The organism is Pseudorhodoplanes sinuspersici, from assembly GCF_002119765.1.
Taxonomy (GTDB): Bacteria; Pseudomonadota; Alphaproteobacteria; order Rhizobiales; family Xanthobacteraceae; genus Pseudorhodoplanes; species Pseudorhodoplanes sinuspersici.
Genome location: NZ_CP021112.1, coordinates 2,393,386 through 2,407,553 on the forward strand (window position 1 = coordinate 2,393,386; position 14,168 = coordinate 2,407,553).

11 protein-coding genes and 2 pseudogenes are annotated in these 14,168 nt (G+C 58.1%); 4 read left to right on the top strand and 9 right to left on the bottom strand.

Annotated features, from left to right (window positions below; genetic code table 11):
- The first annotated feature begins 67 nt into the window (after positions 1–67).
- Positions 68–1,045 (top strand): sugar-binding transcriptional regulator, encoded by a 978-nt coding sequence (locus CAK95_RS11595; RefSeq protein ID WP_086088061.1) that lies wholly within the window; start codon positions 68–70, stop codon positions 1,043–1,045.
- A gap of 646 nt (positions 1,046–1,691) precedes the next feature.
- Here CAK95_RS11595 and CAK95_RS11600 read toward each other — a convergent pair.
- From CAK95_RS11600 to CAK95_RS11630, 7 genes and pseudogenes are all read right to left on the bottom strand, one after another.
- A pseudogene (locus CAK95_RS11600) lies at positions 1,692–2,428 on the bottom strand (transposase); the annotation flags it as partial.
- Positions 2,429–2,546: 118 nt separating this feature from the next.
- Complete coding sequence (locus CAK95_RS11605; protein ID WP_245303719.1) at positions 2,547–3,095, bottom strand: DUF421 domain-containing protein; 549 nt, start codon at positions 3,093–3,095, stop codon at positions 2,547–2,549.
- Positions 3,096–3,589: 494 nt separating this feature from the next.
- The gene (gene ctaD, locus CAK95_RS11610) at positions 3,590–6,127 is read right to left on the bottom strand and encodes a cytochrome c oxidase subunit I (RefSeq protein ID WP_086088063.1); all 2,538 of its coding nucleotides are present in this window, start codon (positions 6,125–6,127) and stop codon (positions 3,590–3,592) included.
- Positions 6,124–7,173, bottom strand: coding sequence for a sodium:calcium antiporter (locus CAK95_RS11615; RefSeq protein ID WP_086088064.1), 1,050 nt, complete (start codon positions 7,171–7,173; stop codon positions 6,124–6,126). Before CAK95_RS11615 ends, ctaD begins: the two co-directional genes overlap by 4 nt.
- Before the next feature lie 2 nt (positions 7,174–7,175).
- Positions 7,176–8,165, bottom strand: a complete 990-nt coding sequence (locus CAK95_RS11620; RefSeq protein ID WP_086088065.1) for a c-type cytochrome — start codon at positions 8,163–8,165, stop codon at positions 7,176–7,178.
- Positions 8,162–9,301: a c-type cytochrome gene (locus CAK95_RS11625; protein WP_086091355.1), complete on the bottom strand. Its 1,140-nt coding sequence runs from the start codon at positions 9,299–9,301 to the stop codon at positions 8,162–8,164. Before CAK95_RS11625 ends, CAK95_RS11620 begins: the two co-directional genes overlap by 4 nt.
- 5 nt (positions 9,302–9,306) lie before the next feature.
- The gene (locus CAK95_RS11630) at positions 9,307–9,963 is read right to left on the bottom strand and encodes a cytochrome c oxidase assembly protein (protein WP_157699597.1); all 657 of its coding nucleotides are present in this window, start codon (positions 9,961–9,963) and stop codon (positions 9,307–9,309) included.
- 747 nt (positions 9,964–10,710) lie between these two features.
- Between CAK95_RS11630 and CAK95_RS30460 the strand changes: the two are divergent.
- Positions 10,711–10,818: pseudogene (locus CAK95_RS30460) on the top strand (PRC-barrel domain-containing protein); the annotation flags it as partial.
- A gap of 46 nt (positions 10,819–10,864) precedes the next feature.
- Here the strand turns inward: CAK95_RS30460 and CAK95_RS29930 are convergent.
- Together CAK95_RS29930 and CAK95_RS11640 are read right to left on the bottom strand one after the other, a co-directional pair.
- A complete protein-coding gene (locus CAK95_RS29930) occupies positions 10,865–11,017 on the bottom strand; it encodes a hypothetical protein (protein WP_245303721.1) in 153 nt (50 codons plus the stop codon).
- Positions 11,018–11,068: 51 nt separating this feature from the next.
- On the bottom strand, positions 11,069–11,887 hold the full coding sequence (locus tag CAK95_RS11640; protein ID WP_086088068.1) for a phytanoyl-CoA dioxygenase family protein: 819 nt from the start codon (positions 11,885–11,887) through the stop codon (positions 11,069–11,071).
- A gap of 161 nt (positions 11,888–12,048) precedes the next feature.
- On the opposite strand from CAK95_RS11640, the gene CAK95_RS11645 reads away from it, so the two are divergent.
- Both CAK95_RS11645 and CAK95_RS11650 read left to right on the top strand, forming a co-directional pair.
- A complete protein-coding gene (locus tag CAK95_RS11645; protein WP_086088069.1) occupies positions 12,049–12,657 on the top strand; it encodes a TetR/AcrR family transcriptional regulator in 609 nt (202 codons plus the stop codon).
- A gap of 306 nt (positions 12,658–12,963) precedes the next feature.
- Positions 12,964–14,130, top strand: coding sequence for an ABC transporter substrate-binding protein (locus CAK95_RS11650; protein WP_086088070.1), 1,167 nt, complete (start codon positions 12,964–12,966; stop codon positions 14,128–14,130).
- Positions 14,131–14,168: the final 38 nt, after the last annotated feature.

Sequence of the window (14,168 nt, forward strand, 5' to 3'; positions counted from 1 at the left end):
CGTGAGACATGGGATCAGCGGCAGCCGGCGAAGCCGGATCCATCAACGGGAAGAAAAGAGGGCTCGCGTGAGCCAGAACAACGGCGGATCGACAGCAGACATCGAGAGCGGAGATGCCAGCGCCGATGCAGCGCTCATCGCCCGCATCTGCTGGTACTATTTCAAGGAAGGGCAGACCCAGGATGCCATTGCGCAGCGGCTGAAGATCACGCGCAAACGGGTCAATCGCATTCTTGGCGATGCCCGCGAGAATGGCTTCGTCCAAATTACGATCACTGATCCAGTTGGTGTCTGCGTCGCGCTGGAAGCGGGTCTTGTCGAGCGTTTCGGTCTAAGGCGAGCCATCGTCGTGCCCGCACCCATGGCCGAAACCGATGTTCGCGTTTTTCTTGGAGCGGCGGCGGGGCGCTATGTTTCTGAAGCTCTTCCACCTGCAGGATCGCTGGGCATCACGTGGGGTGGCACGATTAACGCCGCGGCGCAAAACGTGAAGCGCAGAGCGCGGGATGGAAGTCGTGTGGTGCTCTTGTGCGGCGGGCTGGCGCAGGGCACCCACGTCAATCCTTTCGACAATGCGGCCATGATGGCGCGGGCGCTCGATGCGACGTGCTATTACGTCACCGCTCCGATGTTTGCGGAAACACCAGCGCTCCGGGATGCACTCGTTGCCAGTGAGCCTGTCCGGTCCGTGTTGGCGATGGTGCCCAAGCTTGATTTGGCGTTGCTCAGCGCCATCGATCTGTCGGAGCAATCCAAGGCGCTCGAATACGGCGTGATCTCAAGGGAGACATGCCGCTCGCTGCTGGATGCGGGAGCCGTCGGAGACATCTGCGGCCACTATCTTAATGCAGACGGCCAGGTGATCGAGCACCCGCTCACAGCGCGGGTTGTCAATCCGGCGCTCAAGGACCTGCTCGCGATCAAGGAGCGTGTACTGGCCGCCGGAGGTCTGCAGAAGACCGCGATCATACGCGCGGCCATACGTGCAGGTTTGTGTGATGTGCTGATAACCGACGAAAGTGCTGCACGCGAACTCATTGCCTAGCCTATTTCGGAAGCCGACTGCGCGTCGGATCATGCCCGCAACAGTGATGGGATAGTGATCTCACACAGAATACCGCGTCAGGCAGCGATTGGCGGAGGCGGCGAGATACAACTCGCCTGGCGTCGTCGCTGAGCTCTTCCGCGAGCGGGCTTGTGTATCCCCGACCGTGCGTTTGTCCGGTTTGATGTTCCGCATATTCGGGGGAGACTTCCCCTGCCGCGTGTGCAAGGCCGGGATGCCAACGCCGCACTACGTAACCTTCCGCGGTCGAGTGCTCCGGCTTGAAACGCCTTAGCGCGCTCTCAAAATTTCAAGGTGATTTCAATAACATCAGTGTTCGCAGTTTTATTCCGACCGGCGCACCATCAGCCTCTCCGGCCCCATTCTTTCTCATCCGCGCCCGTTCGCCGATCTGCAAGAACCCTCGTAAAATCAGTCATTTCAGAATACATTGACGCCCGGCGCGGTTCGCGACCGTCCGTGGGCATCCGGCCTCTCCGGGTACACTGTGGTACACTGGAAGTGCCGGGTACACTGGCGGTCCGCTTGCGAGGGACCTATTCCCATGGATGAATGTCCGTCGTCAGATAATTTGAGACTGATCGGGCGTTTTACGAAGGGAGGCTCTGGCTCATCTGGGTTGGAGTTAAGCGGCTTGCACTCGATGCTGCAAGCGACGGTTTGCGATTGTCTCGCGCTTGATGCGCTGACGTTCTGCGAGGATCGTCTTGGCCCCCGAGTAAACGTCGGCCGGTGTGAGGTTGTCGATGCTCTCGTGATAGCGGACGTGGTTGTAATGCTCGACGAAGCCAGTGATCTGCGGCTCGAGATCACCGGGCAAGCAGTAGTTATCGAGCAGGATGCGGTTCTTCAGCATCTGGTGCCGGCGTTCGATCTGCCCTGGGTCTGGGGATGATATGGAGCTCCGCGCACATGCTGCATGTCTTTACTCTTAAGCCACGCGGCCAAGTCGTCCGCGCCGTAACTCGATCCGTTGTCGCTCAGAAGCCGCGGTTGCTGCATGACGGTGACGTGGTCGAGGCCGGAAGTCACGAGTGCCTGGTCGAGCGTGGCGGTGACGTCGGAGGCGCACATCGTCGGTCCCAATCTCCAGGCCACGATGTGGCGTGAGAAGTCGTCGAGCACGGTCGACAGATAATACCAGCCCCAGCCCGTGATCTTGAGGTAGGTGAAGTCGGTCTGCCAGAGCTGGTTGATGGCAGTGGTCTTGTGCTTGAACTGATTTGCCGCCTTGATCACCACATAGGCCGGACGGGTGATCAAGTCATGCGCCTTCAGCAACCGATAGACCGAAGCTTCCGAGACGGAGTACTTCTGTTCATCCATGAAGCGCACGGCCAGCTCACGCGGAGACAATTCCGGGTGGTGTGCGAGGCCAGATCATCGATCTGGCGCTTGAACACCCGCAAGTCCAGACCTTCGACAACGGGAGCAGGCGAGCGAAAGCGGTAAATGGAGACGCTACGCGTTGAGTGTCTGGTTAGGTGACTTCCTGGCGCTTTCCTTTGGTGGTGTTCGACCTGTCGCGTTTGATGAAACTGATCTCCCCGTTGCTCTCAAGGCACGCCGCTTCCACGTCGGCAATATCGGCGATGCCTTGCTGGCGCGCCTGACTGAGCAGGTCGTCGGCGCTGATCATCTCTCGCCTCATGTTCTTAAATAGCATCTTGCCGTCACGGACCAGCGGAAGCGGCGCCGGCTTGATTAGCCAGCCGAAGAAGCGGCTCCTGTAGCCCAACCAATCGAGGGCGAAGTCCCAAAAAACAATCGTGAGAACGAGAACGATGCCTTCCGAGACGGATCGATACTCCCTTGCAAAAGCGTTCTGCGCGGCGTCTGCAATGATAACGATAACAAGAACGTCAGTGAGCCCGATCGCGGCAGACTGCCGTCCAACCATAAATCGAAAAATCAAGAATAGGCCCAAATACATCAACGTCCCGCGAAGTATCATCTCCGCGATTGAATGAGTTGGCACGAACAGTTCGTACCAATCGACGCTGATTAACGTCTCCATAGCAAAATACAAATGCAAACATCCACCGACGCCTAACGAATGACAAGGTGTGTGGTTCCGAAACCCGGATCGAGGGTGACGCGGTCCGGCCTATGGACCTGGGTGTCCTTGCGGGTATATCCAATGGCGTCGGCCGGATCACGGCATCGACCGACAGGCAGGCAATATTGTGACAGTGCTACCCGCCCAGAAAATCCCGATGACAGATAGCAAGCTTAGAGTAAGAGAAACACGTCGAAGGAAGGGTTGCGATCTGAGAGCGCGCGTACGCGCGCTCATTATGGCCGTTGCACATAGAACCGTCAGAGCAATAAAGCTGGCGGCGACGATGATTGCCGGTAGGGCAGTTTCAGAAAGTGTGCGTGAGCACACAATTGTCGTCGCCCCGTAAATGATGAGCAAGTGCGTGGCCCAGACCAGCGGCCCGATGAGGACAAGCAGTAATGTCCTGAGAAGAGGCTGCGTATAAGCGTGCTCAGTTGCTGGGACATCTCCAGACATGATATCTATCCGATCGCACGCGGAAATCCGTGCACCAAAATAAGCCCGAATAGTCCCTGACACGCCGTGTAGAAAGCCAGCAGGGCAGTATTGTCGAACGTAACTCGCCGTTTGCGGTCGAGCTTCCCCGCGGCGTAGCGTGCCGCAGTGAAAAGCGACATGACGAGAACGGCGACTGCAATCTGGCCGGTCAGTGCGCTCGCCATATAGACCATTGCAGCATAGGAGTTGTCGGTCGGCCGCAGTCCCGCGTACCAGTGTGCGATCACCTCGATCGCAACTCCTCCGACGAGGCAGGCGGTGCCTATCGTCAACAATATTATGGAGCGGGCGCTGCGTCCCCCAGGGTGTGGAAGCACGCGGCCAGCGCCGAAAAAGGCAGTAATACCGAGAAATAACAGCAGCCCTGATATAACTGGCCACTTGATTGCGGGCAGTTTCATGCCTCCGGCAATCCAGTCTTGATACGATACCGTCCACAGGTACAAGTACGAAAAGACATACGACAGAAAGAGCGATCCGGCGACCAGCATTAGTACCACCATCGCCCACCAGGAATGCGATGCAGGACCGGTCACGTAGACCGGAAGCTTAATATCCTTGCTAATGCTGACCGGTCCGTGTCCTGGTCCGGGGTCGAGCGACCAGGCCCAGACAATGCAGGCGACAACGGCAATCGCGCCGCATAACAGTGCTGGCACGACCAGCTTGACGGTAAGCAACAGGAAGAAGGCAGCTGTGAACACTGCTGCTACGAAATGTGTCCAGCTCGGTCCAGGCATTTGGATGATATATTCCGGCTCTGCTTCGATCGGCGACGTTACAATTGTCTCACGGTTGCCGGTGGGCGCGTTCGGCAAGTAGTAATGTCCAGCTTCGACATCAGCGGCGAGATTGCGCTGATCCCAGAGCGGCTCGCGGCTGGTCACATGTGGGATGCTCCGCGTCGAATAGACGTCGCTCGGCAGCCATTCGAGCGTGCCGGCGCCCCATGGATTTCCGCCGCCAGGACCAGGCCGGAACCGGATCACGAGGTCGATCACAAAGATCAGGACACTGGCCGCGAAGATGAACGCACCGACGGTTGACACTGTGTTCAGCAGGTCCCAACCGAGCACGCTCGGATATGTCCAAACCCGTCTCGGCATCCCCATCAAGCCGGTCAAATGCATCGGGAAGAAGGCGACATTGAACCCGATAAACATCAACCAGAAGACCCAGTGGCCGAGACGCTCGGACAGCGGATTTCGACTGACCATTGGTGTCCAGTAGTAGAATGTCGCGAAAAGTGGAAACACCATGCCGCCAATGAGCACATAATGAAAATGAGCAACGACAAAGTAGGTATCGTGAACCTGCAAGTCGAACGGAACCATCGCGACCATAACGCCAGTCAGGCCGCCGAGCGTGAAGATGAAAAGAAAGCCCAGCACGAACAACGATGGTGTGTTGATCCGAAAGCGCTCTTTGCCGGCGGCTATCGTTGCGATCCACGCAAAGACCTGAATGCCGGATGGGATCGCAACCGCCATGCTGGCAGCCGAAAAAAAGCTCATGCTGAGCGCTGGGATGCCAGTCGTGAACATGTGGTGTACCCACAGCCCGAAGCTGAAGAAACCGGTGGCGATGAGCGCAACCACGATAAGGTGATATCCGACCAGCGGTGTGCGAGCCATAGTCGGAATCATCATTGAGACAAGCCCGGCGGCGGGCAGAAAGATTATGTAGACCTCTGGATGGCCGAAGAACCAGAACAGATGCTGCCACAGGAGAGGATCGCCACCTTTGGCCGCAGTGAAGAACGGCCAGCCAAATGAGCGTTCGATTTCAAGCAACATCGTTGCGAGGATCACCGCCGGGAAAGCGAAGATGATCATTCCCGCGAAGATCAGCATGGTCCAGGCAAAGACAGGCATCTTGTTAAGTGACATCCCCGGCGGACGGGTGCGCAGAATGCCGACAACGATTTCGATCGCGCCCGCGATCGCCGATATCTCAATGAAGCCGATGCCGAGAAGCCAGAAATCCGCGTTGTTGCCCGGAGAATATTCGGTGAGCGTCAGCGGCGGATACATGAACCAGCCGCCCTTCGGCGCAAGGTCGTAAAAAATGGTCGAGAAAAACACCAGGCCCCCAACGATATAGGCCCAGATCGCGAATGCACTCAGCCTCGGAAACGGCAGGTCGCGCGCCGCCAACATTTGCGGAAGTAGCAGAACTCCGAGTGCTTCTATGGCTGGCACCGCGAACAGAAACATCATCGTGGTGCCGTGGACCGTGAAGAGCTGATTGTAGAGTTCCTGAGTGACGAGACGGTTGTCGCCGATCGCGAGCTGCGCACGCATGACCAGCGCGAGGGCGCCGGCAAGCAAAAAGAAAAGAAAGGCGGCCCCGAGATAGATCAGCCCGACGACGGTGTTGTTGACGGCGGTCAGTTGCCGGAATCCTGTCGGAGTTGCCCAGATGCGCTTGAGCTCCGCGACTTCGCCTTCCGGTCGCGGCGCCGGGTTCGGCAGGTCTGGCGCTGAGCATTTTGCCGTCATGACGCACCCCGCAAGGAATAGAGCAGCGCCAAACCGCCAAGATAAACGATGATGACTGCAGCCGAATCCATCCCCATACGCAGAATCGTGCGGTCGCGGCGCTCTGTGAGCCCGATCAGGAAAAGAGCGGTGACGGCGATGCCAAGGAGCGCGGCAACTGCCGAGAAGCTGCCAACACGGTTCATGACCGGGTCGCCGGATGACACCGCGTCGACTGCAAACAACAGTCCGACGTCGAAGAGGTTTGTGCCCAGAATGTCAGAGATTGCCATCGTGTAGAGGCCGAGACGGACGGCTGACAGCACCGTACTGACTTCGGGCAAGGAGGTCGAAATGGCGACAAGCACCGCGCCAACGAAGCTTTGCCCAAGGCCGGTCTGTTCCGCAATAATCTCCGCTGTGCGCGAAATCACATATCCTGCAGCCAAGATGGTCGCCGCTGCGATGACGGTTTTGGTGAGAATCTCATAAAGAGGCCCGTGCGTGGTCTGCTTTTTGGCCTCGCCGTCGCGCGGTGTCCTCGGTTCGATATTGCTTGCCTGCCAGGGACGGCGTCCCTCCGATCGGGAGAGCAGATAGATACTGCCGATCGCGAATGCGAGAATGAGCCATGTCCATGCGCCAATACCAAAAACGGAGACGTCGCCGACGAGAATCGCGATCGGTACGATGGTGAGTAACAGCACGTTGAGCGAGCCCTGCAGAATGACAACCGGATCAGGAACGACCGAGGTCAGCGCGCGGCGACCGATCGCAAAGTCAGCGACAGCAAGGATCGCGACCTGCATGGTGACGCCGCCGAGGATGTTGTTGACAGCCAGAGCGGCGCTTCCGGACGCGGCAGCGCTTACGCTGACCGCCAATTCGGGAAGAGAGGTCACACCGCCCAGCAGCAAAAGACCCAATAGCGCATGCCCAAAGTTCGTATGGACGCTGATGGCGTCGGCGTATCGCGAGATCTTGGCGCCGGCGATCCACACAAATGCTGCAGCCACCACAAAAATAATGACATTAATGATTAAGGGAAACTGCGAGAAATCGATCATGTCTATTTCAACGCGGCGAGAAATTGGGTCAGGGACTGAAGTTCGGCATCAGTGAAGATGCCAAAGGGAGGCATCCGGTTTTCCGGCTTGACATGTTGATTGTTCACGATCCAGCGTGCGAAGGCTTGCTCGTCATTTGGCAAGGCGCCCGCGGCAAGCGACATACGATTACCAACATGCGTGAGGTCGGGGCCGATCGTGCCAACGGCTGCAGTGCCACGGATCGTGTGACAGCTACCGCAACCGTGCGAGAGAAAGAGCATTTGACCAGCGGCTTGTTCGTTCTGATTGCGAGCCCCGCCTGCCTCGTTTGCTAGCCACTTAGCAAAATCATCAGTCGGCAAAGCAACAACATAGAAGCTCATGAATGCGTGGGCTCCGCCGCAATACTCCGCACATTGTCCTCGGCTAACCCCCGCCTTGTTTGCTACGAGATTCAACACGTTTTTACGGCCAGGGATCATGTCGAGTTTGCCGGCGAGCTTTGGCACCCAGAAACTGTGAATGACATCCGCGGTTGTGAGCTCAAGCCGGATCGTTTGCCCCACCGGAATGCGGATTTCGTTGGCGCTTTCGACGCGCGTACCGTCCGGCATTTTGTAGACGATGCGCCACCACCATTGTTCTGCCTTGACTTCAAGTTCGAGTGCGGGTTTCACAGCAGATTCGCCTGCGGATACATTCATGAGCAGCAACCCGTAGCCGAGCAGTGCAGTCAGGGAGACGACCGGGAAGACAAGGCCTCCGCCGACGACAAGCGCCTCGGTGCCGAGCCAGGCCGGGCGTCTAATGATCGCGGCGACGGCTAGAACAACAACGGTGACGAGGATCGTCGAGCCTCCCGCTGTCAACACCCAAAACAGGACCCACGTTCGTTCGGATTCGATCCCTTCGGGCGACAAAGCGGACTGCACGCCGCTACACCCGGCGAGCGCGACGGTTGCCGTTCCGGCGCAAAGCACGGGCGCGAACGGAGTTGACGCAGCGCTCATCGTTCTTTCCTTGCGCTGGTCTTGTCCTGGAGGGGCTGCGCTGTCGTGCCAAGGCTTTCGAAAAAGCCTGCGACGTCCCGTATCTGATCAGAAGTCATCCGCTTGGCGATCGGGGCCATGATCGCACCGTGGGCAGTGGTATCGCGCAGTCCCTGCTGCCACAGCTTGAGCTGATTGATCGTGTATGCCCCGTGCTGGCCCGCAAGAAGCGGAAAAGTGCCAGTGCTCCCGGTATGGCATGCGAGGCAAGGCGGGATGCCTTTGGAAGCGATGCCGAGCGTTGCTATCGCCTGGCCGCGCTCAATCTCTTCGGGCGTCGCATTCGATGGGGCGGCGAGAGCGGGAATGAGGCCTGCATAATATTTTGCGAGCGCGGCGATGGCGCTGTTGTCCAATTCGGCAGCGACCGGCTGCATAATGCCGCTTTCGCGCTGGCCGTCGGCATATTGCCGCAGTGCGGCCTGCAGATACGCCTCCGATTGTCCAGCGATGACCGGAACCAGATTGCTCACCGGTGGCGACGAGTCGAGGCCGTGACATCGCGCGCAGACTGAGATGGACTGGGTGCCGCTGCCAAAACGCGCCCGCTCGTTGGGGCTACGATGTTCGGACGCGTCCCGCGTCCGGGTCATTGTGGCGTATTCAACAGCGTCGAGTTTCGGCAGGGCGCGAAGGAATGCGACAATCGCCCAGACTTCGTCGTCTCGCGCAAGAGAAACCCAGGCCGGCATCCCGGTGTATTTGATGCCGTTTTTGACAATCCAGAAGAGCTCCTTGTCGGACCAGGTTTGGGTGCTCCTCGATAGGTCGGGAGGCGGCGGCAGCATGCGATGGACGATGGGATTGCTTCGTTCACCAGGTGCGCCGTGGCAGGGGACACACCCCCCCTGAAAATGGCTGGCTCCCAGGCGAATGAGGTTCGGATCATCAAGCGGAGGTGGGCTTTCGACGAACAGGCTGTGAGTTGCAACCGAGCGGTGCATTCCGAGTTCGAGCAGCCAACTGGTCCAGGGAAAATGTCCGCGGCTGGCTGCGACGCTGTACAGGCCAGACAAAGTGAACAAGGTAGCTCCGAGTAGCAGCACTGCGAGTGTCGCGCCGATCCACAATAGCGCCGGCTGAATGCGATCCGGCATGACAGTCATGAGACGCCGGTCCGCGGCACGCTGGCCAAAGTGAGTGGGGCCTGTTGTGTATCGAGAGCCCGGAGACCCCGAGATGCGAGAATGATGCCGGCCAAAACATATGTCGCGGGACACGCAAAGAGCATAAGGAGTCCCGCCAACTGCTGATCGCTGCTTATTTCAGCGATCGACTGAATATGACTTGATTCAAAGGTCGAGGCGTAGAGCGGTCGCGGAGCAAAGACGAGTAGAGCTCCCAACAGGCAAAACAGTTTTCCCGTCACCAACAGCGCGAGTGAGGCACGCCAAAAATCGCGAGCAGGCTGAACAAGAACAGAAAGCCAAAACCATAATGCGAGAAGGAAGAGAAGCGTTTGCGTTGCAGCGAGCGCCACGACTCCCGCGACTACAGCGGCAAATATGACGGGAACATGTGTCGTCCACAGCACGAAAATCTGAGCGAGCGTCGCTGCCGGCAATGTTTTCGAAATACACGAGCACGATCGCAAAGTCATTCCAAGCGGGAGGGATAGTGCAGCGAGCGCGAGCAGCGGTGCCGCTATATTCATGAGGCCAATATGCACAATCATGTGTCCGGCCACCGACCCGTGCCCGAACACTGGCGTTGAAGAAAGCAATATGATCACGATGGATGCGACATAACGGCGTGTCATAGCGTATCTCGTTCTCGCTGTCGGCAGAACGGCTATCCGATCATGAGGAAATAAGTTGCGGTCAGTGCGAGCAGCGCGAGCGCAACGGATGTCCAAAGGATGCGACGAATCGCCCCGCCCTTCACGATCCGGCCTGCGCGCGCCTCCGTCGGCGAGATCGTAGGATTGATATCGTCGCTTGATGCTTTTCGCTGCCTCAATCGACCCTCGTGGTATATGGCACAGCTGCTTTTGCTCGCTGTGAGAGAAACGTGACGCCGTCCTACTTGTTCCGGCCACTTGTCGTGCCGTAAGCGCACCGATTTGCGATCGTCGCATTGCCATTGCGAACTTGGTTACCGCCCTGGCCTTCAGTGGAATAATGACGCCATTGCGCTGACGAAGGAGCTAGTACGCCTTCCGGTAGCCGACCCATCTGGCCGTGCCGCTCCGGCTTCGGAGTGTACGCTGGCGAACCAATGTCGAACGAGGGCATTGGTTACAGCGAGGCGCTCTCAAGGTTCGCGCTTCACAGAAAACCAAGACAGACGAGGTGACGATGCTGAACTCGTAGCAGCTTCTGGCCTGATCGCGACATTGACGATTGCTTCCCCGGCCATGAGCCAAAGCAATCAACCGGGAGCGGCGGTGTCCCCAAAAGCCCAGACAACGACACAGCCTGCAGCGGCCGGCACCGCGTCGCAGCAAGAAGTGAGCTTCTTCACAAATGCAGAGCCGAACACCTGGCGCGCCTCCAAGCTGATCGGAATGGATGTCTACGGCGCCAACAACCAGGACATCGGCGAGATCAATGACGTCCTGGCCGATCGAAATGGTCAAATTAGAGGGCTTATCCTCGACGTCGGTAGGTTCCTCGGCGCCCTCTGTTCGCGAAGGGGGCGAGGTGCCATTCCACGGCGGGCTATTGATAAAGGGCAGTTCGCCGTGATGCTCGCTGATAGGCATCGCGGAAGCCCAATTCTTCGGCCAGAACGATCTCGCGGATATCCCCGTCGTAGCTGTCGCCCGCGACACGGTGCGGGCGAAAACCGTGCGAGAAGATACTGAATTCCATTGGCGCCTCCGGCCTCATCTGCGGTTGACACCAAGGGGCACTGGTCTTGCGTCAGGCGCGCGCCACCTGCCGCGTCGTGTTTTCGTCGCGATACTGGCTCCAGACATTGTCCAGGAACGCCAGGCTCTTGGGGTCGAGATCGATCTCAGGCTCGACATCGCGGTCCCAATGACCGTACTTGTCCTCGCCTGCGACCAGCATCGCCGATCGGCGAGCCATGGTCGAACGTGTATGCGCCGGCATGTAGAAGAACGCGATACCGATGCGCCGATCGTCGGAACGATTGGCGGGAGACCCATGCACCGTACGTTCGTGATGCATGGAGAATTCACCCGGCTCCAGCGGCATCTCGACGCCTTTGGCGTCATCGACAATAACTGTCTGACCACGCGCCAGAAGATTGTTGGCGTCATAAGTCTCTTCATGCTCTAGATCTGGCCCGCGGTGACTGCGCGGGATAACACTCATACACCCGGCCAATGAGTCCGCCTTCGACAGCGCCACCCACACCGTCACTTCCTCATGCGGGTCAAGACCGTAATAGGCTGAATCCTGATGCCAGGAGACGAAACGCGGATCATGTGCATTTTTGGCGAAGGCCGACGAACCGAACAGCAGGACGTCAGGTCCGATTAGAGCCTGCACCGCAGCGACGATGCGCGGATGGCGGGCAAGATCGACCATCCACGGAAACGCGAGGTGTGCCTTGATCTTCAGCCGTTTATTGACTTCCTCACCTGAGGCCTTCTCATACGCTTCGATGCGACGGCGATATTCAGCGGCTTCTTCAGCGCCAAAAGCGCGTATCGGCGACAGATAGCCTTCACGTTTGAAGAATTCGACTTGCTCTGAGGTGATTACACCGGTCATGTCTTGGCCTCGACTCGCATTGGCTATTTGTTTCGGCAAAAGAGTTCACGCACTTCCGCGTGCGACACGCGGGAGTTACAGAAAAGAGACGCAGTGTAGTTTTAAGATTTTCTGGCGGTCAAGCGACGCCGTGGTGATATTGTGAGCATGAGGCTGTGCAGATGAGACAAAAAATAAGCACCACAAAAAATCAGCCACGCCGCCGTGGACGACCGCAAGGCGATGAGGTGAAGATCGCCATCCTGAAGGCCGCGAATGAACTGCTTGAGGAGCAAGGATATTCAGGCTTCACGATTGAAGCCGTTGCCGCACGTGCGGGCGCTGCACGATCGACGATCTATCGGTGGTGGCCCAATCGCGGCGCGCTGGCGATGGCTGGCTTCCTCTCCGAGACGGCGCCGAAGATCGCATATAAATGGACGAAATCGCCCATTTCCGACATTAAACAGCAGATGATGATAGTCGCCGAAGTGTATGGCGACAAAGTCGGACGCACGATTTCCGCCCTTGTTGCACAAGGACAAGGCGATCCCGAAACACTGAAAGCTTTACTCGAAGGCTATGTCCGGCCTCGGCGCGATGAAGCCAAGCTTGTTCTGATGCGCGGCATTGAATGTGGCGAGTTGCGCAAGGACATCGATCTCGATGTCGTCGTCGATTCTCTCTACGGCCCGATCTGGTATCGCATTTTGGTGCCGCATGCGCCGATTTCCGCAAAATGGGCAGGCAAGCTTGCCGACCAGGTCTTCCGCGGGCTGCGAGCGAGATAAAGGACAGTCTGTTTCTTTTTCTAAGGTAGGCACCCGCCAGTTCGACAAACTGGCACGCGGATTGCTGGAAATCTTCCAACTACGGGATGTGCTCCTTGCACGCAGGTGTGCAGCACGACATCGAGTTGGTGATGCAATGGTTTCGCCTTCGAATTGGAACAGCGTGCGCCAGGACAACGCTCTTGACTGCTTCGGCTTCACGCCGCGGTCTTGCCACGCATCTCAACGCACGATCACCCGTTTTCCCTCACAGCCTGGCCGTTGCATTTCAGTCATTGTCGGCGTCGATATGAAGGAGACCATCCGATGAAAGTGTCCGTCCTCATTGTCTCTGTTCTGGCACTCGCTATCAGCGGCGCTGCGCACGCCGATCCGGTCAAGATCGGAGTCATCCTGCCGCAAACCGGCGTCGGCGGCATTCTCGCCAAGCAGATGCAGGCGGCAATCGAGCTCGCCATGACTCATCTCGATGGAAAGATCGGTGGCCAGCCCACCGAAATCAGCTGGGGCGACAGCCAGGCCAAGGTCGACGTTGCGAAGCAACTGACGGACGAGATGGTAAAGTCGAAGAAAGTAAACTTCGTCGTCGGGCCGCTGTTCTCGTCGGAAATGATGGCCGTCTACGCACCGGTGGCGCGTACCGATACATTCGTCATCTCGCCCATCGCCGGCCCCGCGCCGATCGCTGGACAAGGCTGTGTCGCCAATTTCTTCAATGTCTCGTCGCAGAACGACCAGCAGGCCGAAGCGATGGGCGCCTATCTCCAGAAACTCGGCGTGAAGAAAGCCTACCTGATGACGACCAACAATCAGGCCGGCAAGGACATGATCAGCGGCTTCAAGCGGTTCTACAAGAACGAAGTCGTCGGCGAGGTCTATACGCGCTTCGGCCAGGTCGACTTCGCCGCCGAGCTGAGCGAACTGCGCAACGCGCAGCCGGACGCGACTTTCATCTTCTATCCCGGTGACATGGGCGTGCAGTTCGTCAAGCAATATGCGCAGGCCGGCATCATGAAATCGTCGCCGCTCTATACGGTCTGGACGGTCGATCAGGCCAGTCTGCCAGCGATCGGCAATGAGGCGATCGGCGTCAAGTCGGCCAATGTCTGGAGCATCGATCTTCCCAACAAGGTCAATGTCCGCTTCGTGAAGGACTTCGCCTCCAAGAATGGATTCCTTCCGAACGACTATGCCGCGCACGCTTATGACTCGATCATGCTGATCGACAGCGCCGTCAAGGGCGTGAAGGGTGACCTGTCCAGGAAGGATGATCTGCGCAAGGCCCTGACGCTGGCGCAGTTCGAATCCAATCGCGGCAAGTTCGCCTATAACAGCAACAATTTCCCGATCCAGGATTACTACGTCCGCGAAGTGGTCAAGGACGAGAGCGGCACCCTTGTCACCAAGACGATCGAGACGGTGATGACCGGCCAGAAGGACTCCTATTATCAGGACTGCAAACTGAAGAACTAGAGGGGGTTGCCGATCCTCATCGACGCACCGGACTGGAG